Genomic DNA, 21,457 nt, shown 5'->3' with positions numbered 1-21,457 from the left:
CGAGCGGTGGATCGCGAAAGAATCCGAACACCGTTACGCCCCGACGTCCTATAGTGTGCTCGTGGCTGCCGAGCAGCGAAGCGCGATGGAGCGTGTGGTGGAGCGCAGCAATGCGCTCGACGGGCTTCTGCGCGAGCGGGATGCCCTGCTCGCGGTGATGGACCGTGTCGTGGCTCTGCACGGAACCGCCCGGCTCATCCGCGAAGCGATCGGCGCCGACTCCGGGTTCGTGGCCGACCTCAACAGCCCCGACCAGGCCGTGATCCGCTGGCTTTCCGGGACCCGGACCCACGAGCTGCAGAACCTCATCGTGCCGATCGGGCAGGGCATCGGTGGCCGTGTGCTCGCACTCGGTAAGCCGGTTCGAGTCAGCGACTACGTCAGCTCGCCAACCATCACCCACCAGTTCGACGCCCAGGTACGCGGCGAGGGGCTGGGCGCGATGCTGGCCGTGCCGATCGTCAGCAAGTCCGAGGACAGCGAGCGGACGGTAGCCGTCGCCTACGCCGCCATGCGCAAGGCCGCCGACTTCGGTGACGACGCCGTACGCACCATCGAGAGCATCGCCGACCATGCCGCCACGGCGCTGCACATCGCCACGGTCGCGGAGTCCAACAGGGCCGACGCGATCACCACGGAGCGGCAGCGGATGCGCAGCGCCTTGCACGACTCGGTCGGTGCGCTGCTGTTCTCCATCGGCGTGCAGGTTCGCGACCTGCACGAGAGCATCCGCGACAACCCGGCACTCGATCACAGGCTGCGCAGGCTGGAGTCGGACGTCTCGGCCGCTTCCAGCGCGTTGCGGGAGTCGCTGCTTGCGCTTTCGGAGAGCACACCGGAACGGGCGCTGCCGGTCGAACTCGCCGAGCACGTCCGTTCGTTCGAGGCGCGCACCGGGGTGCCCGCGCGGTTCGTGCAGCTCGCGCCGGTCTCGCCGATGGACGCCGAGCGCACCGCGCTGCTGATCTCCGTGGTCAGGGAGGGCCTGCTCAACGTGGAAAAGCACGCGCGGGCGTTTTCCGTGGTCGTCAGCCTGGGGCCGTGTGACGGCGGGGTGCAGCTCGTGGTGGCCGACGACGGCACGAGCGAACCAGCCGCGCCCGGCCCGAGCACCGGGATGGGGGTACGCACGCTCGCCGAGCGTGCCGCCCGCCTCGGCGGGAGGGTGAGTCTGGTGCGCGACGACGACGACGGTTGCACGTTGCGTGCGTGGCTGCCGAATGTCGAGCCTCGATGACTTCGTGCTGTCGGTGCACGGTGCGCCGCGGGTCGCGGAAAGGGTGGAAAGGGTCGGCTGTGAGTGAGGAAAGCCCATCATGCGCGAGGGGCTCGCTTGCGGATTCTCGGGCAGCATGACCGCGACCGTGCTGGTCGTGGACGACCATCCGGTCGTCCGTGACGGGGTGGCATTGTTACTGCGTTCCGATCCCTCGCTGACGGTGATCGGCTCTGCCGAGTCAGGACAAGCCGGTATCAATCGCGCGGGTGAGCTGCGGCCGGACGTCGTTCTGCTCGATCTGCGGCTGCCGGACATGCTGGCTCCGGAGGTCATCGCCGGCCTGCGCAGGGCACACCCTGCCGCGAAGGTCGTGGTGTTCACCGCGCACGGCGACCACCAGGGGGTGGTCGCCGCGATCGAGGCGGGCGCGGCGGGCGGGCTGCTCAAGGACGTCGCCGGTACCGACCTCGCCGCCGCGCTGCGGCGGGTACTGCGCGGCGAGCGGGTGGTCGACCCCCGCATCCTGCCGGACAAGGGCCAGCGCTCCGACGCGCTGGCCCGTAGCGGGCTCACCAGGCGCGAATACGAGGTGCTGCGACTGGCGGCACAGGGCAAGACGAATCCGGAGATCGCGCAGGTGACCGGGCTGACGCGCAACACGGTGAAGACGTACCTGCAGTCCGCGTTGCACAAGCTGGGCGCCCGCAACCGGGTCGAGGCCATCGGCAAGGCCAGCGAGGCCGGGCTGTTGTGACGAATTAGTGACCGATTGGGCGGTTTTTCTTCGCTGCCTCTCCAAGTGGGGGTATGCGGGCCTCCTCCTCCCGCTCAGGATTAGCCGCCACTGGCAGTGACGCCAGTCACGAATTCGGAGGAGGCCTTGTGCGCACTGTGGCGCGAATTTGGGCAGCGAGATGTTGACGATCCGTGACCTCCGGGTGCGCTACGGGCGTTCTGTGGCCGCCCTCCACGGCATCGATCTCGAGGTGCCCGACGACGGCGTGGTCGCGGTGCTCGGCAGCAACGGAGCGGGCAAGTCGACCCTGCTGCGCGCCATCTCCGGAACCCTTCGGATGCACCGGGGAACCGTGTCCGGCGGGCAGATCCACTACGGCGACCGCAGGATCGACCGGCTCGACCCCGCCGCGATCGTGCGACTCGGCGTCGTCGGTGTCCCGGAGGGCAGGCAGATCTTCGCCAGGATGACCGTCGAGGAGAACCTGCGTGCGGGTGGGATCGGAGCCAGTTCCGCCACCGACCGTGCCGATGCGAGGAAGCGGGTGCTTGACCTGTTCCCGGTACTCGCCGAACGCGCGAAGCAGCGGGCGGGCCTGCTCTCCGGTGGCGAGCAGCAGATGCTCGCCATCGGCAGGGCACTGATGACCGGCCCCAGCCTGCTGCTGCTCGACGAGCCGTCGCTCGGCCTGGCCCCCAAGGTCGTCGAGCGCATCGCGGAGACCATCAGGGAGATCCACGCGCAGGGCACCGCCGTGGTGCTGGTCGAGCAGAACGCCGTGATGGCGCTGGCCGTGGCCGACTCCGCCGTCGTGCTCGAAGTGGGCAAGGTCGCGCTCGCCGGTTCGGCCGAGGAGCTTTCGGCCAGCGAGGACGTGCAGCGGCTCTATCTCGGCGGGCATGCCGAGTCGCAGGCGGAGGCCGAGCGCGAGGCGGAGCAGGCCCGCGCCGTGCGAGCCAGCCGACGCGGATTGTCGAGGTGGGCCGGATGAACCCGCGCGAGTTGGACGTGGAACGGCTGACGCTTCGCTTCGGTGGGCTGTGCGCGCTGGACGAGGTGTCCTTCACGGTCCGGCCCGGTTCGCTGCACGCGCTCATCGGGCCCAACGGCGCGGGAAAGTCCAGTTGCTTCAACGTCATCAGCGGGCTGTACCGCGCAACCGACGGCACGGTGAAGTTCGGCGAGCACGAACTGACCCGTGAGCGCCCCTCGCACATGGCGAAGCTCGGAATCGGCAGGGCATTCCAGAACACCGCGCTTTCGCCGCACTCCACCGTGCTCGACAACGTGATGCTCGGCAGGTACGCGCTGACCAGCGGCGGCTTCCTTGCCTGCGGGCTGCGTCCACCCTGGATTCGCAAGCAGGAGCGCAGGCACGCAGCCAGGGCCGCGGAAATCTGCGACTTCCTCGGCATCGGTGACGTGCTGCGGACCCCGGTCGGGGTCCTGCCCTACGGCGCGGTGAAGCGGGTGGACATCGCCAGAGCGCTCGCGGTCGAGCCCTCGCTGCTGCTGCTCGACGAACCCGCGGCGGGGATGAACGCGACCGAGACCGCGGAACTGGCCAGCACCATCCGGCAGATCCGCGACGAACTCGGCATCTCGATCCTGCTGGTGGAACACGACATGGGACTTGTGATGGGCATCGCGGATCAGGTGACGGTGCTGGACTTCGGCCGAGTCATCGCGGACGGCGAGCCCGCGCTGGTGCGGGCGGACCCCGAGGTCATCAGGGCATACCTGGGCACCGAAAGCACCCAAAGCGCCACGAGCACGGAGGCCGGATAAGTGGAAACGTTCGTTCAACTCTTCGTCAACGGCCTCGGCAAGGGCGCTGTCTTCGCGTTGCTCGCGCTGGGGTTCGTGGTGATCTTCAAGGCCACCGAGGTCGTCAACTTCGCACACGGCTCGCTGGTGCTCTTCGGCGGCTACCTGGTGGTCGTCACCCGCGAGACGCTCGGCTGGGCGGGAGCGGCGGTACTCGGGATCGTCAGCGCGGGCGTGCTCGCGCTGGCCATCGAGCGGCTGCTGCTTTCCCGCTCCAAGCTGGCGGACCCGTTCAGCCTCGCGCTGCTGACCATCGGTGTGGACGTGATCGTCACCGAGGAGATCGTGCGCAGGCTCGGCGTGTCACTGCCGTTCGTCGGCGACGCCTGGGACGCGCAGCCGATCCAGGTCGGTGGGATCACGCTGTTTCGCACGCACCTGGTCGCCCTGCTGGTGGCGACCGTGCTCATCACCGCCTTCTTTCTCGCCTTCCGGTATTCCAACTGGGGTATCGCCATGCGAGCGCAGGCGGAGAACAAGGAGGCCGCCGCGCTGGTCGGCATCCGCAGCTCCGGGGTCACCGCGACGGCGTGGCTGGTGGCGGGGCTGCTCGCAGGCGTCGCCGTGCTGTTCATCGCCACGCAGGACTTCTCGGGCGCGGGACTGTCGCGGGGGACGCACTCGATCGCGCTCGCCGCGTTCCCAGCCGCCATCATCGGCGGGCTCGACTCCACGGCGGGCGCCATCATCGGCGGGATAACGGTGGGCCTTGTCGACGCGCTTTCCACGCAGTACATCTCGTTCGCCTTCGCCAAGAGCGCGGTGTTCCTCGTGATGCTCGTCGTGCTGGTCGTTCGCCCCTCCGGGCTGTTCGGGACGAGGGAGAGTACCCGTGTCTGAGGCCCCCGTGACCGATCGATCCACTGTGGATGAATCCGCACGCGCCCCCGTGCCCGCCTCTCGCCGCGACATCGGGTGGTGGGCGCGCAAGGCGATGTGGCTGGCGCTGCTGATCGTGCTGCTCGCGTTGCCGCTGTACCTGGAGGCACAGTGGCTGAAGGCAGGGCAGTACGTGATGGTCGGTGCGGTAGGCGCGATCGGGTTGACGCTGTTGACCGGCCAGGCGGGCCAGCTGTCCCTCGGACACGCGTTCTTCCTGCTGGTCGGGGCAACCTCCTACACCGTGCTTTCCGCCCCGACGGACGAGGAACGGGTGATCGGCTTCGGTATCGACCCCGCGCTCTCGCTCGTCGGAGCCGTCCTCATCACCGCGGTGCTCGGGCTGGCCTTCGCCCCCGTCGCGGCACGGCTGCGAGGCATCTACCTCGGTGTGGCCTCGCTGTCGCTGGTGTTCCTCGGCCTTTACTTCGGGCAGGCCGCCGAGGAACTGACCGGCGGGACCTCGACCGGCCGCTCCCCCGCGACGTTCGAGTTGTTCGGCTTCCCGTTCTCCAACGAGGGTGACCTGGAGATCCTCAACGTTCCGATCCGGCAGACGGAGCGGGTCTGGTACCTGTTCCTCGGGCTGCTGGTGATCGCGTTCCTGCTGGCACGAGGCGCGGTCAAGGGCAGGGTCGGCAGGTCATGGCGGGCGGTGCGCGACAACGAGGCATCGGCGGCGGTGATGGGCGTCGGCGTCGGCCGCACCAAGGCAGGCGTGTTCGCGGTCTCCTCTGCGTACGCGGGGCTTGCCGGCGTGATGACCGTGCTGTGGTTCGACATCCTCAAGCCGGACGAGAGCGAGTTCGGCACCTACGGGATCAACGTCTCCATCGCATACCTCGCGATGATCATCATCGGCGGGCTCGGCTCGGTTCCGGGCGCGCTCGTCGGCGCCTTCATCGTGAACGGCCTGCCGCAGGCACTCGCTCTCTACTCAACCCAGGCGGGCTGGTCGACAGGCACAGGGGAGGGCGCGTTCACGCCCATCTTGATCAGTTCGTTCGTGTACGGCGCGGCGATCATTCTCGTCGTGCTCTTCGAGCCCGGGGGACTGGCGGCCATCGGTCGCAGGATCGCGGGTCGCCTCAGCGGCACGCAGCGTGGAAAGGAAACGACACAATGAAACGACGGATGGTGGCACTTGCCTGTGCCTCCGCGCTCGTGCTCGCCGCCTGCGGCACCAAGGGCGGCGGCTCGGAGGAGGGCGCCGAGGGCGCAGGCGGGGTGAAGGCAGGCGTCGGCGTCACCGACACCGAGATCACCCTCGGTGTGATGACCGACCAGACCGGTCCCTTCAAGAATCTCTCGACCGGCATCACGCACGGAAACGAGTTGTGGGTCAAGGACTTCAACGCGGCGGGCGGTGTCTGCGGTCGCAAGGTGAAGCTGGAGATCGTCGACCACGGCTACAAGGCCGACACCGCCAAGACCCTTTACCCGCAGATCGAACCGAAGGTGCTCGGCTTCGTGCAGGTCGTGGGATCGCCGATCATGGCGGCGCTCGGCGGCGACCTCGAGGCCGACCAGGTGACCACGACGCCCGCTTCGTGGTCTTCCGAACTGCTCGGCAACCCCTACGTGATGATCGTCGGAACCACCTACGACGTCGAGATGATCGACGGGCTCTCCTACCTGCAGGAGGAGGGCATGATCAAGGACGGCGACACGATCGGGCACATCTACATCGACGGCGAGTACGGGGCCAACGGTCTGCGCGGCTCGAAGGCCTACGCCAAGGAGCACAACCTGAAGCTGCGCGAGGTCAAGATCACCTCCAGTGACAACGACCTCACCAACATCATCACCGGGTTCAAGGGCCAGGGCGTCAAGGCGATAGCGCTGACCACGACGCCGACGCAGACCGGGTCGGCCGCGGCGGCCGCCAAGGCACTCGGGCTGAACGTGCCGATCCTGGGCAACAACCCGACGTTCGACCCGTTGCTGCACGAAAGCCCGGCCGCGGGAGCGCTCGACAACCTGTACGTGGTGGCCAGCAGTGTTCCGGTCGCCGCCGACATCCCCAAGGCCAAGGAGGTCGCGCGCAAGTACAAGGAGGCCGGCTTCACCGAGCCGCCCAACGCGGGTGTGCCCTACGGCTACGCCGTCGCCGAGGTGTGGGGCACAGTGCTGCAGAAGGCCTGCGAGAACAAGGATTTGACCAGGGAGGGCATCCACAAGGCACTGCAGGAGACCACCTCGGCCGAGACGGGTGATCTCGTGGCGCCGTTGGACTTCTCCAAGCCGGGTGCTCCGGCGACCCGCCAGGTGTACGTGGCCAAGCCGGACGCCTCCGTCGAGGGCGGCATGGATTACGTGAAGCCACTGTTCGAGGCCGAAGAGGCCAAGGCGTACAAGGCTCCGCACGAGGAGTAACACAACGAAGTAACACAACGGAGTAACACAACAGCCCGAGCCACACTCGTCTCGGACCAGGGTCACCGCGACCGTTTCCCCCGGCGGCCGCGGTGACCCATCCCTTTGCCGCCCTTGGAAACTTTCACTCACTGCAAGCCGACTTCCGCCCGGCGGAAGGTATGGTGACTCGTATTGAAGCTGGTCAGGACGACGTGTGAAGATTCGGCAATGAGTCAGCGTTCGACCCCACCTTTTCGCGCGGACCACGTAGGCAGCCTGTTGCGGCCGCCCGAGCTGCACCAGGCTCGGGAACGGGCGGCGAAGGGCGAGATCACCCAGGAGGAATTGCGAGCCGTCGAGGACGACGCCATCCGGCGCGTCGTCGACCTGCAGCGCAAGGTCGGACTGCGGTCCGCCACCGACGGCGAGTTCCGGCGAGCCTCGTGGCACATGGACTTCATCTACCAGCTCAACGGTGTTTCCAAGAGCGACGAGAAGCTGCACGTCAAGTTCCACAACGCCGCGGGCGACCTGGAGTTCAGCCCACCGGGCCTGCAGGTCGACGGCAAGGTCGGGTTGGACAAGCCGATCTTCGGTGAACACTTCGAGTTCCTGAAGTCCGTTGTGGACCCCGGTGTCACCCCGAAGCTCACGATCCCCTCGCCGAGCATGGTGTACTACCGGGGTGGCCGGTCGGCCGTCGACGAGAACGTCTACCCCAACCTGGAGGACTTCTTCTCCGACCTCAGTGCCGCCTACGGCAAGCAGATCAAGTCGATGGGCGAGCTCGGCTGCACCTATCTGCAGCTCGACGACACCAGCCTGGCCTACCTCAACGACCCGAACCAGCGTGAACTGGTTTCGAGGATGGGCTTCGACCCGCAGACCCTGCACCTGCGCAACATCGAGGTGATGAACGCCGCGATCGCGCACAAGCCCGCGAACATGGCGATCACCACCCACCTGTGCCGTGGCAACTTCCGCTCCTCCTGGGCCGCGGAGGGCAGCTACGACTTCGTGGCCGAGGCACTGTTCAACGAGCTCAATGTGGACGGTTACTTCCTCGAGTTCGACGACGAGCGATCCGGCGGCTTCGAACCGCTTCGGTTCGTGCCGAAGGGCAAGTACGTGGTGCTCGGGCTCGTGACCACCAAGCACGGCGAGCTGGAGTCGATGGAGTCGCTCGAGCGCCGCATCGAGCAGGCCGCCAAGTACGTCGACCTCGACCAGCTCTGCCTCTCGCCGCAGTGCGGGTTCTCCTCCACCGAGGAGGGCAACGACCTCACCGAGGAGCAGGAGATTCGCAAGCTGGAACGCATCGTGGAGACCGCGGCCAAGGTGTGGGGCTGAGCCGCACCATCCAGCCATGGAGCCGGTCGTCTTTCGGGGTTCGCCCCGGGGGCGGCCGGTTCGCTCATGTGCGGTCCGCGAAATCCTCCACCTGTTCCCTGCGGCCCGCGACGATGAGGATGTCGTCGCGCTGCACGACCGTCTCGGGTGTGGCGTGGGTGAAGCCCTGTCCGGGGCGTTTGATGCTCACGACCGTCACACCGAACCTGGCACGTATCCGCGTCTCGCCGAGCGGCAGGCCTACCGCTTCGCCGGGAGCCGTCGTCTTGACGATCGCGTAGTCGTCCTCGAATTCGATGTAGTCGAGCATCCTGCCGGTGACCAGGTGGGCCACGCGCTCTCCCATGTCGTGCTCGGGAAGTACCACCTTGTGAGCCCCGACGCGCTGCAGTATGCGCCCGTGCTGGCGGTTCACCGCCTTGGCCCAGATGTGTTCGATGCCCGCCTCCGACAGCAGTGAGGTGGTGAGAATGCTCGCCTCGATGTCACTGCCGATGCCGACCACGGCACGGCGGAACTCCGGCACGCCGAGTTGTCGCAGCGCCTCGACATCGGTGGTGTCGGCGACGGCCGCGTGGGTGAGGTCGTCGGCGTAGCGCTGCACGCGCTTGGGGTTGTGATCCACGCCGAGTACCTCGCAGCCGACACCGGCCAGTTCCATGGCGAGCGAACCGCCGAAACGACCGAGCCCGATCACGACTACTCGGTGGTTGTGCTTCCTGCTAGCCAACGATCGGCCTCTCTTCCGGTAGTTCGTATCGTCGGGTGCGTTCCCGCAGCGCCAGCGCGGAGGCCAGCGTGATCGGGCCCAGCCTGCCGAGGAACATCAGCCCCGTCACGAGCAACTCTGCCGAGGTAGGGAGCCGACCGGTGATGCCGGTCGAGAGCCCGACCGTTCCGAATGCCGAGACCGTTTCGAACAGCACTCGGTCAAGGCTGAACGGGGTGAGTGCGAGCAGCAGCAGTGTCGCGCTGACCACCGCACCGACACTGAGCAACGCGACGGTCAGCGCCTGCCGCTGCACGGTCGAGTCCAACCTGCGCCCCATCACATGGACGCTCGGCCTGCCCCGGATCTCGGCGAGTATCACGAAGGCCAGCAGCGCGAAGGTCGTCACCTTGATGCCGCCCGCCGTGCCCGCACTGCCTCCGCCGATGAACATGAGCACGTTGTTGATCAGTAGGGTGCCCGGCTCGAACTGGCTCACGTCGAGACTGTTGAAACCGGCGGTGCGTGGCATGACGCCGTGGAAGAACCCGGCCAGCAGCTTGCCGCCCACGCCGAACTGCCCGAGCGTCGCCGGGTTGTTCCATTCCGCCGCGGTGATGAGGACACTGCCGACCACCAGCAGTGTGGACGTCGTCAGCAGGGTGACCTTGACGTGCAGCGACCACCGGCGCACCCCGCGCATGCGGTGGCGCCACAGCTCGATCCAGACCGGAAAGCCGAGACCGCCTGCTAGTACCGCGAAGGCGATCGGCAGGCAGATCGCGGCGTCGGTGGCGTAGCGCATGAGGCTGTCGGAGTACAGCGAGAACCCGGCGTTGTTGAACGCCGAGATCGAGTGGAACACCGCCTGGTACAGCGCGGTGCCGGATTCGTAGCCGTAGCCGAACCGCAGCCGCAGGAACAGCAGCAGGAAGGTGACGATCTCGAACGCGAGACTGATCAGCACAACGCCCGCGACCACGCGCCGCACGTCCCCGAGCTGAACGGTCTTCGTCTCGGCCTGGGCAGTGAGCTGAAGCCTCAGCCCGAACCGCCTCACCACCAGAATGCCCAGCAGGGTGGCCAGAGTCATGATCCCGATGCCGCCGACCTGGATCATGCCGAGAATGGTCAGTTCCCCGAACGTCGACCAGTACGAAGGCGTGTCGACGACGACGAGACCGGTGACGCAGACCGCCGACGTGGCGGTGAACAGTGCCGTCACGAAGCCGCTCGATTCGCCCGACTCGGTCGCGACCGGCAGCATGAGCAGGGCGGTTCCCGCGACGATCACCAACGCGAAGGCCGTGACCACGATCCGAGCCGGGTGGCGCCACGTCGGCAACAGGCGGCGCAAGCCGGTGCGGCCCCACGCCAGCACCAAAGCCGTACTCCGTTCGTAGAAGCGGGCCAGGTATGCGCCAAACTAGTCAATGTGGAGAGGTAGGCGTACCTCTTCGGGAGAGTCGGGTGAGTTGGGTGCGACACACTGCGCAGGCGTCACCGAGCGTCGTCGGCCGGGTGCTCGGCCTGCTCGGCGCGTTCAGCACCCAACGCCCGGTGCTCACCCTTTCGGAGCTGAGCAGGCGGGCCGACCTTCCGCTGTCCACCACGCACCGGCTGGTCCGCGAGCTCACCGAGCGTGGCGCGCTGGAGCGGGACCCCTCCGGCGGATACCGGATCGGGCTGTGGCTGTGGGAGGTGGCGTCGCTGGCGCCGCACGGAGCCGAACTTCGGGAGAGTGCCCTTCCGTTTCTCGAGGACCTGTACGAGGCCACTCACCAGAACGTGCAACTGGCGGTGCTCGACGGCGTCGAGGTGGTCTACGTCGAACGCATCTCGGGCAGGCACGCCATCCGCATCCAGTCTCGCGTGGGTGGCAGGCTGCCGGTGCACGCGACGGGTGTCGGCCTGGTGCTGCTGGCCCACGCGCCGTCGGAGGTGCAGGAGCGCGTGCTCGCGGGGCCGTTGAAGCGATATTCGCCTCGGACCATCGTTTCCCCTGCTCAGCTTCGGCGCGTGCTCGCCGACGTGCGAAGAGAGGGGTTCGCCGTGAGCGAGGGCCAGATCGAGCTGGACGCGATCTCGGTGGCCGCCCCCGTCTACGGCGAGAACGACACCGTGGTGGCTGCGATCTCCATCGTGGTGCCGGTGGAAGGCACCGACCCGCGCACCCTCGTTCCCGCCGTGCGTGCCGCCGCACGGGGCATCTCCCGGGTGCTGGGAGCCCCACGCGCGCTCCGCGCCGCCGAGGGGATGCGTCGCGAGACCGACTAAACCTTCCACTGGGCGGGAGTCGCGGTGGCCGGGAACGGGGCCGCCGACGCACCCTGTTCGCACTGATCGACGTGTGAGACGGAGGAACCGGTGACGGACACCCAGGTTGGCATCATCGGGGCGGGCCCTGCGGGCCTGCTGCTGTCGTACCTGCTGCACCTGCAAGGTATCGACGCGGTGGTACTCGAGGCCCGCAGCCGCGAATACGTCGAGAAGCGGGTGCGCGCGGGTGTGTGCGAGCAGCCGACCGTCGACCTGCTGCGCAACATCGGCGTCGGCGCGCGGATGGACGCCGAGGGGATGCCGCATCACGGGTTGTCCTTCCGCTTCGAGGGCCAGGACCACCGCATCCCGCTGACGGAACTGACCGGCAAGTGCATCACCGTCTACGGCCAGCAGGAGATCGTGAAAGATCTCATCACCGCGCACGTGGACAAGGGGCTGCGGATCGAGTTCGAGGTGTCCGATGTGGCACTGCACGACCTCGAAACCGAACGGCCCCGGGTGACCTACACCGACGCCGAAGGAAACGCCCGCGAACTGAACTGCGCCGCCGTCGCCGGTTGCGACGGCTTCCACGGCGTCAGCAGGCCCTCCATCCCGGAGGGGAAGCTGAAGGTCTACGACCACGAATACCCCTTCGCCTGGCTCGGCGTGCTCGCCAAGACGCCGCCCTCGCACGAGGAACTGATCTACGCAAGGCACGAGCGCGGCTTCGCGCTGCACAGCATGCGCTCACCCGAACTCACCCGGCTCTACCTGCAGGTCCCGCCGGACGAGTCGATCGACAACTGGCCTGACGAGCGCATCTGGTCGGAGTTGCAGCAGCGGCTGGAGACCAGGGACGGCTTCACCGTGCGGGAGGGCCCCATCATCGAGAAGAGCATCACGCCGATGCGCAGCTTCGTGGTTGAGCCCATGCAGTACGGCAGGCTCTTCCTCGCGGGCGACGCGGCCCACATCGTGCCGCCCACCGGTGCGAAGGGAATGAACCTCGCGATCGCGGACGTGCGCAACCTCGCCTGGGCGCTGAAGGCGCTGCTGCAGGACGGCGACCCCGAGCCCGCGGCGGCCTACTCCGACCGCTGCCTGGATCGGGTGTGGCGAGCCGAGCACTTCTCCTGGTACATGACGCAGATGCTGCACGCCGACCCGGGCGCCGATGCCTTCCAGCAGCGCCTGCAGCTCTCCCAGTTGCGCTACACCGTGACGTCCAAGGCCGCGGCGGGCAGCCTCGCCGAGAACTACGTGGGCCTGCCGTTCAGGTGATCGGCTACGGCTGGTCCACGCGGCTTTCGGGCCGCGTGGGCTCGGCCCACTCCGTGTGGAACGTGCCCTCCCTGTCCACCCGCCGGTAGGTGTGGGCACCGAAGTAGTCCCGCTGCGCCTGCACCAGCGCGGCGGGCAGCCGAGGCGCGCGCACGCCGTCGTAGTAGGCCAGCGCCGTGGAAAGGCCGGGGGTGGGAATGCCCAGCCGCACGGCCGTTGCGACCACCGATCGCCACGAGTCCTGCGCCGCTTCGAGCGCCTTGCGGAACTCACCACTGGTCAGCAGCGTGGGTTGGGCGGGATCGGCGGCGAAGGCGGCGCGGATGTCGTCGAGGAACTTCGCGCGGATGATGCAGCCGCCTCGCCAGATCGCGGCCACGGAGCCGAGGTCGATGTTCCAGCCGTACTCCTGGCCTGCTGCCCGGATCTGGTCGAAGCCCTGGGCGTAGGCCACCACCTTCGAGGCGTAGAGCGCCTGCTCGACGTCGTCGGCGAAGCGCTGCGCCGCAGAGCCCGACAGTGGTGTGCGCGGCGGGCCTGCGAGGTCGGCCGCCGCAGCCCGCAGTGCGGTGTGTCCCGAAAGTGACCGCGCGAAGGTGGCCTCGGCGATCCCGCTGATCGGGATGCCGAGGTCCAGTCCGGTCTGCACGGTCCAGCGGCCCGTGCCCTTCTGCTCTGCCTGATCGGCGATCACGTCGACGAACGGCCTGCCGGTCTCGGCGTCGGTGTGTGCGAGCACTTCCGAGGTGATCTCGATCAGGTAGGAGTCGAGCCGCCCGGTGTTCCAGGTACGAAACACCTCGGCGATCTGGGCAGGCTCGTAGCCCAGCGCGCCACGCAGCAGGTCGAACGACTCGGCGATGAGCTGCATGTCGGAGTACTCGATGCCGTTGTGCACCATCTTCACGAAGTGGCCGGACCCGTCAGGGCCGATGTGGGCGCAGCAGGGTGTGCCGTCCACCTTCGCGGCGATGTCCTCCAGCAGCGGACCCAGGGTCCGGTAGGACTCCTCGGAACCGCCCGGCATGATGCTCGGGCCGTGCAGCGCGCCTTCCTCGCCACCGGACACGCCGGTGCCGACGAAGTGCAGGCCGCGTTCCCGAAGTGCCGCCTCCCGCCGCCTGGTGTCGGCGAAGTGCGCGTTGCCCGCGTCGACCAGCACGTCACCGGGTTCCAGCAACTCGGCGAACTCGTCGATCACCGCGTCGGTGGCCGCTCCGGCCTTCACCATCACCACGATCTGGCGCGGCCTGCTCAGTGCCGCCACGAACGACTCCGCCGAGTAGGCGGGAACGAACTCACCTTCGGACCCGAACCGCTCGACGAGGTCACGGGTGCGTTGCGGGGTGCGATTGTGCACCGCGACGCGGTAGCCGTGCCTGGCCAGATTCCGCGCCAGGTTGCGGCCCATCACCGCGAGGCCGGTGACACCGATGCTCGCTTTCTCGCTCATGCCCCGCACCTTACGCTCGGTGCTGATCACCGGCCGCCGAAAGCGTGAAAGCCAGCCGGTGAGGCGATTTCTACTCGACGCCCGAAAACGGTAACGTCAGCTTCCGCCATGACCACAACCGTCACCTCCCGCCGCAAGCAGCTCGGCAACGAGCTGCGCCATGCGCGTACGTCCTCGGGCCTTACCCAGCAGCAGGTCGCCGACATCCTCGGATGTACTCAGGGCAAGGTCAACAAGATCGAGTCCGGCTCGGTCGGCGTCAAACTCGGCGACGTGCGGGCGATGCTGGACGCGTTCGGCATCGTGGGAGACGAGGCCGACACCCTGCTCGGGCTGGCGAGGGCGGCGGCGGGGCAGCGAGGGCACTGGTCGGGTTACCGCTCGGTGGTCCCGCACTGGTTCCGCACGTTCACCGATCTGGAACCCGCTGCGTCGGAGATCATGACATGGCACGGGGAGCGCATTCCCGGCCCGTTACAGTCCGAACACTACATGCTCAAGCAGTTCACCGAGTTCGGCGCCACCGACGTCACCTCGTTGGTCCGCAACCGGCTCGACCGCAAGGCGGTGTTCGACCAGCAGCAGCCGCCGTACTACCGGTTCATCATCTCTGAGGCGGCACTGCGCAGGGCGCCGGGAGGACACGCGCCCGCGGTGATGCTCGACCAACTCGAGCACATGCTGGAACTGGAGCGGCGGCAGCGGGTGTATGTGCACGTGTTGCCGTTCGACGCCAAGCTCGCCGCCGTTCCCAACGACTTCACCATCATGCGATTTCCCGACCGCACGAGGGATTTCGTCTACATCGAGCACTCGGCGGGCGGGCTCTACCTCGACGACGTCAAGGACTTCCAGATCTTCGTCGACGCGTGGGATCGGCTGCGCGGCGCGGCGCTGGAACGCCAGGAGACGAGGCAGTTCTTCAAGCAACTGGCGGAGGAGTACCGCCACGTGCTCAATTCGTGAGCCCGTGGGCTACGCGAGGCTGTGCTGGTAGAGGTAGCGCAGTGCCGACGAGTCGGCGACAGCAGGCACCGAACCCGACTGCCTGGGGGCCGTCCGCCTTCCGAGGCTGAACCGGGTCCGGCGACCACGGTTGGTTGGTTCGGTCTCGCCGGTACGAGCGGATCGCTCGGTCAGCGCCCGCTCCACGTCGAGTCGTACGGCCATCGTCACTCCAACCCCCGGCGCTGTTGCCGATCTCTCACGGATCGGCCCCCGCTACCATTCAAGATCACCCTACCGATAGTAATAATCCTAGTCTGAGAATAATCACGCTGTCGAGCCGGCGAGTCGCATGTCCCACGGATGGCGGCATCCCTTCGTCGGATCGACGCTCGGGCGCGGGAAATGTGTGACTGTCGACACATCGCTTCGCGCGCCCGAAACCGGGGCACGGAGGTATTGCCATGGCCGATTATCCCCCGCGAGGGGATTATGATCCGGCGGTCGTCGCGGACACGTTCGACGCGACGGCCTGGCAGAAGTCGTTCGCCAGCGAACCCAACGGTGGCAACTGCGTCGAGGTGAACCTGAGCGGGGGAAGAGTGGGCGTGCGGGACACGAAGCTGTCGCACAGTCCCGTGCTGGTCTTCGACGCGGCCGAATGGCAGGCCTTCCTCGTCGCCGTCAAGGCAGGGCAGTTCGACCTGCCCGAGTAGTGCGGCTCCGACGAGCTGACCCGGCCGGATCACCGCGCGGGCAGTGGGTGGCCTAGACTGTTGTTGGACCCCCGCGGCGTCCACCCTGTGAACCTCCCCAGGGCCGGAAGGCAGCAAGGATAAGCAGGCTCTGGCGGGTGCGGGGGTCCCCTTTTGCGTTCGGCGGGGAGCACGGCGGAACCGTCGGAGGTTGGCGGTACTCTCGCGGCGTGGCACTAGCGCTGTACCGCAAGTACCGGCCCGCGACCTTCGCCGAGGTCGTCGGGCAGGAGCACGTCACGGAACCGCTGCGCACCGCGCTCGCCGCCAACCGCATCAACCACGCCTACCTGTTCTCCGGCCCGCGTGGGTGCGGCAAGACCTCCAGCGCTCGCATCATGGCCCGCTCGCTGAACTGCGTCGAGGGGCCGACACCCGACCCGTGTGGCAAGTGCGATCCGTGCAGGGCGCTGGCTCCGGAGGGCCCTGGCAGTGTGGACGTCACCGAACTCGACGCCGCCAGCCACGGCGGGGTCGACGACGCGCGGGACCTGCGCGACCGGGCGTTCTACGCGCCCGCGGAGTCACGCTATCGGGTGTTCATCATCGACGAGGCGCACATGGTCACCCCGCAGGGATTCAACGCGCTGCTCAAGATCGTCGAGGAGCCGCCGGAACACCTGATCTTCATCTTCGCGACGACGGAACCGGACAAGGTGCTGCCCACCATCCGGTCGCGTACCCACCACTATCCGTTCCGGCTGATCCCGCCGAGCGCCATGCGCGAATTGCTGGAACGCAACGTCGCGGCCGAGGGCGTCGCGGTGGAGCCAGCGGTGTTCCCGCTGGTCATCAGGGCAGGCGGTGGATCGGCCCGTGACACGCAATCCGTGCTCGACCAACTGCTGGCGGGCGCCGGCCAGGAGGGGATCACCTACGAGCGTGCCGTGGCGCTGCTCGGGGTCACCGATGTCGCGCTGATCGACGCGATGGTGGATGCCCTTGCCGCCGACGACGCCAAGAACGTCTTCGCCACTATCGACCGGCTGGCCGAGGCAGGCCACGACCCGCGCCGGTTCGCCAGCGACCTGCTCGACCGGATGCGGGATCTCATCCTGCTGCGCTCCGTGCCGGACGCGGCGACCTCGGGCATGGTCTCGGCCCCCGACGAGCAGGTCGAACGGATGGTCGGTCAGGCGGAGCGGTTGAAGCCGGGCACGCTGACGCGCTACGCGGAGATCCTCCACAACGGCCTGCTGGAGATGCGTGGCGCCACCGCACCCCGGCTGCTGCTCGAGTTGCTCAGCGCAAGGATGCTGCTGCCCGAGGTCTCCGACGACGAGGGATCGATGCTGCAACGGCTGGAGCGGTTGGAGCGGCGGGTCACGGCGGCGGCCGTCCCGGCCGAGGCGCAACCCGGCCGGGGTCAGGACAACTCGCAACCGTCACGGCAACCGCCGCAGCCAAGCAGGCAGCCACAGCCACAGCGGTCGTTCGAGCGGCCGTCGCAGCGTGTCGCCACCAAGCCGGGTCGCGAACTCGCCGCCACGGCGGAGACGGGTGAGCAGGCCGCACCGCAGGCCGCAGGCCCGCGACCGGACGCGGCCGCCGAACCCACCCGAGGCGGAGTGGACGCCGCAGCCCTTCGGCAGTGCTGGCCGCAGGTGCTCGCGGCGGTGCGCAAGCTCAGCCGTAGCACCGAGGCCCTGCTGACCGGCGCCGCCGTGCAGGACGTCGAGGGCTCCACCGTGGTGCTCACGCACACGGCCGAGCCGTTGGTTCGGCGGCTTTCGGAGCAGCGCAACGTGGAGTGCATCGCCACGGCGCTCGGCCAGGTGCTCTCCGGCGAGTGGACGGTGCGATGCGTGCACGCGGGGGCGGTGAGGTCCCGGCCGAAGCCGGAGGCCGCCGGGCAGCAGCCCGCCGCCACGCGGCCGCAGCCGAGGCAACACTCGCGGTCCGACGCCGAGCAGCCGCAGTCACGCCGCCGACCGGAGCCACAGCCCGCGGAGGAGAGGCCGCGCGGCAGGCCCACCCAGCCCACCTCGGAACCGGACATTCCACTGCCCCCGGAGCCGGAGGACGAAGAGGAGCCGTACCCGCCCGCAGGCAAGGTGGAGCCTGGTGCGGCGCAGCCTCCCGGCGATCCCGAGGCGGACGGCGCGGACCCGGACGCCCGCGCGCACCGGCTGATCTCCGACCACCTCGGGGCACGGCCGCTGGACTGAACGCGACGCCACCGCACGGGTACGTGGTGCGGGGCGGCGCTGCGACTAGGCTGGACAGCACTGCAACCAAGCGATCGGATCGGAAAGCCTCATCATGGTGCAACCCGGCGGCGGAATGCCCGACATGCAGCAGATCCTGCAGCAGGCGCAGAAGATGCAGGAGCAGCTCGTCACGGCGCAACAGGAGCTGGCGGAGGCAGAGGTGACCGGCACGTCCGGTGGCGGGCTCGTGACCGCGACCGTCACCGGTGGCCTCGAACTGAAGAACCTCACCATCGACCCCAAGATCGTCGACCCTGACGACACCGAGACGCTGGCCGATCTGGTGGTCGCCGCCGTGCGCGACGCGACGCACAACGCGCAGAAACTCACCGAGGAGAAGCTGGGGCCGCTCGCGGGTGGTCTCGGCGGGGGCATGCCCGACCTGGGCGGCCTCGGACTTCCTGGACAGTAGGTTGTACGAAGGCGTCGTTCAGGACCTGATCGATGAGCTGGGGCGGCTGCCCGGCATCGGTCCCAAGAGCGCGCAGCGCATCGCCTTCCACCTGCTCGCGACCGATCCCGCCGACCTCGCGCGGCTGCAGGACGTGCTCGGCAAGGTGCGAGACGGCGTGCGGTTCTGCGACGTCTGCGGCAACGTCTCGGAGAACGAGCGCTGCCGAATCTGTTCCGACGTCAGGCGAGACTCCTCGCTGCTGTGCGTGGTCGAGGAGCCGAAGGACGTACTCGCGGTCGAGCGCACCCGCGAGTACCGAGGCCGCTACCACGTGCTCGGCGGAGCCCTCGATCCGTTGTCGGGTATCGGCCCGGATCAGCTACGCATCAGGGAACTGCTGGCCAGGATCGGCGCCGAAGAGGTCTCCGAGGTCATCATCGCGACCGACCCGAACACCGAGGGCGAAGCGACGGCGACCTACCTGGTCCGCATGCTGCGCGATTTCCCCGGGCTGACCGTGACAAGGCTGGCTTCAGGCCTACCGATGGGCGGTGACCTGGAGTTCGCCGACGAGTTGACGCTCGGCCGCGCGCTCTCCGGTCGCCGTGCGCTCTGAGCGAACCGACGCGGACCTGCTCGCGGAGTCCGTGCTCGCGGCGCCGCCGAGGCTGGGGCCGGTGCGAATGCTCGCCATCGACGGCCCCTCAGGTGCGGGCAAATCGACGCTGGCTCGTGACGTGGTGCGCGTGCTGCGCGAGTGCGGTGTCGCGGTCACGCTGGTGAGCACCGACGACTTCGCGACGTGGGATGTTCCGGTCGCCTGGTGGCCCAGGCTTCTCGCCGGTGTGCTCGAACCACTCGCGGCGGGTCGCCCAGGCAGCTATCGCAGGATGGACTGGACCGGCCCCGCGCCGGAACTCGGGCAGTGGGTGCGGGTACCGGTGCCCGACGTGCTCGTGTTGGAGGGCGTCTCGGCCGGGAGGGCGTCGGTGCGGCACCGGCTTTCCGTGCTGTGCTGGGTCAGCGGCCCGCCACCGGCGGAGAGACTTGAGCGGGCGGTGGCGCGCGACGGTGAGTCGGCCGGGCCGCGGCTGCGGGAATGGCAGCGGTTCGAACACGGTTGGTACGCGGTCGACCGGACAGCCCACAACGCGGATCGCACAATTGGCCTAGTCCATCCTGATGAGGAGGGGTGACGAACCCCTCACCGGCTACGTAGCGTCGCTATGCGTTGGTGAATTCACGCCATGGTCCGGTCCTGTGTAGCCGGATCGTAACTTTGGGGTCTTAAGTAAGCGAGCGATAACCGCTAGGGTCTCCCACCAACCGTGCACACGATCGTGTGTACGGCTCGAACTGATGTAATTCCTCGAGGAGTGCCAACATGCTCCAACTGCGGGTGGCCCGCCCGCGCCGCATCGCCCTGATCGGGCTTGCAGGCGCGCTCGCGATCTCGATGTCCGCGTGTGCCGAGTCCCAGCGCGACAGCGGTGGTGGCTCCGAAGGCGGCACGCTGGTGTTCGGAGCCACGGGAGCTCCGTCGAACTTCGATCCCTTCTACGCCTCCGACGGCGAGACGTTCCGCGTCACCAGGCAGATGTTCGAGAACCTCGTCGGGCTCAAGCCGGGCACCGCCGAGTTGGAGCCGGAGCTCGCCAAGGAGTGGAAGTCCAGTGAGGACGGCAAGACCTGGACCTTCACCCTCCAGGAAGGCGTGAAGTTCCACGACGGCACACCGTTCAACGCCGACGCCGTCTGCAAGAACTTCGAACGGATGTACAACCAGACCGGCGCCGGGGCCACCGCGGCCCTGTCCTACTACTGGATCGAGAACTTCGGCGGGTTCTCCGACGGCAAGCAGCCATCGCTTTACAAGTCGTGCACCGCCGAGAACGACTCGACCGTGGTGCTCGAGCTGACCCGCTTCCATGCGGGCTTCCCGACGCTGCTCAGCCAGGACTCCTTCGGCATGCAGAGCCCCGCGGCGATGGACGAGTACAAGGCCAACGACGTCAAGGCGCAGGGCGACAGCTTCGTCTTCTCCGAGTACGCCCGGCAGCACCCCACGGGTACCGGCCCGTTCAAGTTCTCCAGCTACGACGAGGGCAACGGCACCGTCGAGTTGGTGCGAAACGACGACTACTGGGGCGAGAAGGCCAAGCTCAGCAAGCTGATCTTCCGCGTGATTCCCGACGAGACCGCGCGCAAGCAGGCGTTGGAGGCCGGAGACATCGACGGCTACGACTTCCCGTCGCCGTCGGACTGGGACGCCCTTGAGAAGGCGGGCTTCAACCTGCAGATCCGCGACCCCTTCAACATCCTCTACCTGGGCATCACGCAGAAGAACAACCCCGCGTTGCGGGACCTGCGGGTGCGGCAGGCGCTGGCATACGCGATCGACAGGGAGAACCTGGTCAAGTCCGTGATGCCGGAGAAGGCCGAGGTCGCCAAGCAGATGTACCCGCCGACGGTGGACGGCTACGCCGACGACGTCACGCAGTACCCGCACGACCCCGACAAGGCCAAGCAGCTGCTCAAGCAGGCCGGTCACGAGAACCTGACCGTCGAGTTGTGGTGGCCCACGCAGGTCACGCGCCCGTACATGCCGAACCCGCAGGCCATCTTCGGCGCCATCAAGGAGGACCTGGAAGAGGCCGGCATCACCGTCAAGCCCATCAGCAAGCCGTGGGCGGGCGGCTACATCGACCAGGTCGAGGTCGCCAAGGCGCAACTTTTCCTGCTCGGCTGGACCGGTGACTACAACTCGCCGGACAACTTCATCGGCACCTTCTTCGGTACCACGGAGAACCAGTTCTGGACCAAGGGCTCGCCGTGGGGCGAGGAACTGTCGAAGGCGCTCGACGCGGCGGCCGCCACGGTGGACCCGGCGCAGCGCGAGGCGAAGTACCAAGAGATCAACCGCAAGCTGATGTCGGAGTATCTGCCCGCCATCCCGCTCTCGCACTCGCCTCCCGCCATCGTCGTCTCCCCCGACGTGCAGGGGCTCGTGCCGAGCCCGCTGACGAAGGAGGAGTTCGCACCGGTCACCGTGTCGGCCTCCGAGTAAAGCGAGAAC

21 protein-coding genes and 1 other RNA gene are annotated in these 21,457 nt (G+C 67.9%); 18 read left to right on the top strand and 4 right to left on the bottom strand.

The genetic code is table 11. From position 1 onward, the window contains the following. The first annotated feature begins 85 nt into the window (after nt 1–85). The 8 genes from SACMADRAFT_RS24995 to SACMADRAFT_RS24960 all read left to right on the top strand — a co-directional run bounded on the left by SACMADRAFT_RS24995 (nt 86) and on the right by SACMADRAFT_RS24960 (nt 8,369). The gene (locus SACMADRAFT_RS24995) at nt 86–1,237 is read left to right on the top strand and encodes a GAF domain-containing sensor histidine kinase (RefSeq protein WP_040926804.1); all 1,152 of its coding nucleotides are present in this window, start codon (nt 86–88) and stop codon (nt 1,235–1,237) included. Between the two features lie 115 nt (nt 1,238–1,352). Next, on the top strand, nt 1,353–1,973 hold the full coding sequence (locus SACMADRAFT_RS24990; RefSeq protein WP_040926803.1) for a response regulator: 621 nt from the start codon (nt 1,353–1,355) through the stop codon (nt 1,971–1,973). 160 nt (nt 1,974–2,133) lie between these two features. Further along, the gene (locus SACMADRAFT_RS24985; protein WP_009156646.1) at nt 2,134–2,946 is read left to right on the top strand and encodes an ABC transporter ATP-binding protein; all 813 of its coding nucleotides are present in this window, start codon (nt 2,134–2,136) and stop codon (nt 2,944–2,946) included. Beyond that, nucleotides 2,943–3,743: an ABC transporter ATP-binding protein gene (locus tag SACMADRAFT_RS24980; protein ID WP_009156645.1), complete on the top strand. Its 801-nt coding sequence runs from the start codon at nt 2,943–2,945 to the stop codon at nt 3,741–3,743. The genes SACMADRAFT_RS24985 and SACMADRAFT_RS24980 overlap by 4 nt, the downstream gene beginning before the upstream one ends. Beyond that, the gene (locus SACMADRAFT_RS24975; protein WP_009156644.1) at nt 3,744–4,622 is read left to right on the top strand and encodes a branched-chain amino acid ABC transporter permease; all 879 of its coding nucleotides are present in this window, start codon (nt 3,744–3,746) and stop codon (nt 4,620–4,622) included. Continuing rightward, nucleotides 4,615–5,787 carry a branched-chain amino acid ABC transporter permease gene (locus SACMADRAFT_RS24970; RefSeq protein ID WP_009156643.1) on the top strand — a complete coding sequence of 391 codons (1,173 nt, stop codon included), beginning with the start codon at nt 4,615–4,617 and terminating at the stop codon, nt 5,785–5,787. Before SACMADRAFT_RS24975 ends, SACMADRAFT_RS24970 begins: the two co-directional genes overlap by 8 nt. After that, complete coding sequence (locus SACMADRAFT_RS24965; RefSeq protein WP_009156642.1) at nt 5,784–7,037, top strand: ABC transporter substrate-binding protein; 1,254 nt, start codon at nt 5,784–5,786, stop codon at nt 7,035–7,037. Before SACMADRAFT_RS24970 ends, SACMADRAFT_RS24965 begins: the two co-directional genes overlap by 4 nt. Before the next feature lie 210 nt (nt 7,038–7,247). Continuing rightward, entirely contained in the window at nt 7,248–8,369 is a 1,122-nt protein-coding gene (locus tag SACMADRAFT_RS24960; RefSeq protein ID WP_009156641.1) for a 5-methyltetrahydropteroyltriglutamate--homocysteine S-methyltransferase, read from the top strand. A gap of 64 nt (nt 8,370–8,433) precedes the next feature. Here SACMADRAFT_RS24960 and SACMADRAFT_RS24955 read toward each other — a convergent pair whose 3' ends face one another. Both SACMADRAFT_RS24955 and SACMADRAFT_RS24950 read right to left on the bottom strand, forming a co-directional pair. Then, nucleotides 8,434–9,066: a potassium channel family protein gene (locus tag SACMADRAFT_RS24955; protein ID WP_009156640.1), complete on the bottom strand. Its 633-nt coding sequence runs from the start codon at nt 9,064–9,066 to the stop codon at nt 8,434–8,436. A 25-nt stretch (nt 9,067–9,091) separates the two neighbouring features. Next, a complete protein-coding gene (locus SACMADRAFT_RS24950) occupies nt 9,092–10,459 on the bottom strand; it encodes a TrkH family potassium uptake protein (protein WP_009156639.1) in 1,368 nt (455 codons plus the stop codon). A 98-nt stretch (nt 10,460–10,557) separates the two neighbouring features. Here SACMADRAFT_RS24950 and SACMADRAFT_RS24945 point away from each other — a divergent pair, with 98 nt between their 5' ends. Both SACMADRAFT_RS24945 and SACMADRAFT_RS24940 read left to right on the top strand, forming a co-directional pair. Next, nucleotides 10,558–11,355: an IclR family transcriptional regulator gene (locus SACMADRAFT_RS24945; RefSeq protein WP_040926801.1), complete on the top strand. Its 798-nt coding sequence runs from the start codon at nt 10,558–10,560 to the stop codon at nt 11,353–11,355. Between the two features lie 90 nt (nt 11,356–11,445). Continuing rightward, the gene (locus tag SACMADRAFT_RS24940; RefSeq protein WP_009156637.1) at nt 11,446–12,624 is read left to right on the top strand and encodes a 4-hydroxybenzoate 3-monooxygenase; all 1,179 of its coding nucleotides are present in this window, start codon (nt 11,446–11,448) and stop codon (nt 12,622–12,624) included. A 4-nt stretch (nt 12,625–12,628) separates the two neighbouring features. Here SACMADRAFT_RS24940 and gndA read toward each other — a convergent pair whose 3' ends face one another. After that, complete coding sequence (gene gndA / locus SACMADRAFT_RS24935; protein ID WP_009156636.1) at nt 12,629–14,077, bottom strand: NADP-dependent phosphogluconate dehydrogenase; 1,449 nt, start codon at nt 14,075–14,077, stop codon at nt 12,629–12,631. 108 nt (nt 14,078–14,185) lie between these two features. Here gndA and SACMADRAFT_RS24930 point away from each other — a divergent pair, with 108 nt between their 5' ends. After that, the gene (locus tag SACMADRAFT_RS24930; RefSeq protein ID WP_009156635.1) at nt 14,186–15,043 is read left to right on the top strand and encodes a helix-turn-helix domain-containing protein; all 858 of its coding nucleotides are present in this window, start codon (nt 14,186–14,188) and stop codon (nt 15,041–15,043) included. A gap of 9 nt (nt 15,044–15,052) precedes the next feature. Here the strand turns inward: SACMADRAFT_RS24930 and SACMADRAFT_RS24925 are convergent, their stop codons facing one another. Continuing rightward, a complete protein-coding gene (locus tag SACMADRAFT_RS24925) occupies nt 15,053–15,247 on the bottom strand; it encodes a hypothetical protein (RefSeq protein WP_009156634.1) in 195 nt (64 codons plus the stop codon). A 239-nt stretch (nt 15,248–15,486) separates the two neighbouring features. Here SACMADRAFT_RS24925 and SACMADRAFT_RS24920 point away from each other — a divergent pair, with 239 nt between their 5' ends. The 7 genes from SACMADRAFT_RS24920 to SACMADRAFT_RS24895 all read left to right on the top strand — a co-directional run bounded on the left by SACMADRAFT_RS24920 (nt 15,487) and on the right by SACMADRAFT_RS24895 (nt 21,448). Beyond that, on the top strand, nt 15,487–15,738 hold the full coding sequence (locus SACMADRAFT_RS24920) for a DUF397 domain-containing protein (protein WP_009156633.1): 252 nt from the start codon (nt 15,487–15,489) through the stop codon (nt 15,736–15,738). A gap of 62 nt (nt 15,739–15,800) precedes the next feature. Next, nucleotides 15,801–15,893, top strand: an RNA gene (ffs, locus tag SACMADRAFT_RS29405) — signal recognition particle sRNA small type. A 54-nt stretch (nt 15,894–15,947) separates the two neighbouring features. Then, the gene (locus SACMADRAFT_RS24915; protein ID WP_040925884.1) at nt 15,948–17,945 is read left to right on the top strand and encodes a DNA polymerase III subunit gamma and tau; all 1,998 of its coding nucleotides are present in this window, start codon (nt 15,948–15,950) and stop codon (nt 17,943–17,945) included. Nucleotides 17,946–18,039: 94 nt separating this feature from the next. Then, nucleotides 18,040–18,399: a YbaB/EbfC family nucleoid-associated protein gene (locus tag SACMADRAFT_RS24910; protein ID WP_009156631.1), complete on the top strand. Its 360-nt coding sequence runs from the start codon at nt 18,040–18,042 to the stop codon at nt 18,397–18,399. Between the two features lies 1 nt (nt 18,400). Continuing rightward, nucleotides 18,401–18,997: a recombination mediator RecR gene (gene recR, locus SACMADRAFT_RS24905; RefSeq protein WP_009156630.1), complete on the top strand. Its 597-nt coding sequence runs from the start codon at nt 18,401–18,403 to the stop codon at nt 18,995–18,997. Beyond that, nucleotides 18,987–19,577 (top strand): uridine kinase family protein, encoded by a 591-nt coding sequence (locus SACMADRAFT_RS24900; protein ID WP_009156629.1) that lies wholly within the window; start codon nt 18,987–18,989, stop codon nt 19,575–19,577. Before recR ends, SACMADRAFT_RS24900 begins: the two co-directional genes overlap by 11 nt. A gap of 188 nt (nt 19,578–19,765) precedes the next feature. Then, entirely contained in the window at nt 19,766–21,448 is a 1,683-nt protein-coding gene (locus SACMADRAFT_RS24895) for an ABC transporter substrate-binding protein (RefSeq protein ID WP_009156628.1), read from the top strand. Nucleotides 21,449–21,457: the final 9 nt, after the last annotated feature.

It is taken from the genome of Saccharomonospora marina XMU15, assembly GCF_000244955.1.
GTDB classification, from domain to species: Bacteria; Actinomycetota; Actinomycetes; order Mycobacteriales; family Pseudonocardiaceae; genus Saccharomonospora_A; species Saccharomonospora_A marina.
This window is presented reverse-complemented; position numbering and strand designations above follow the sequence as displayed.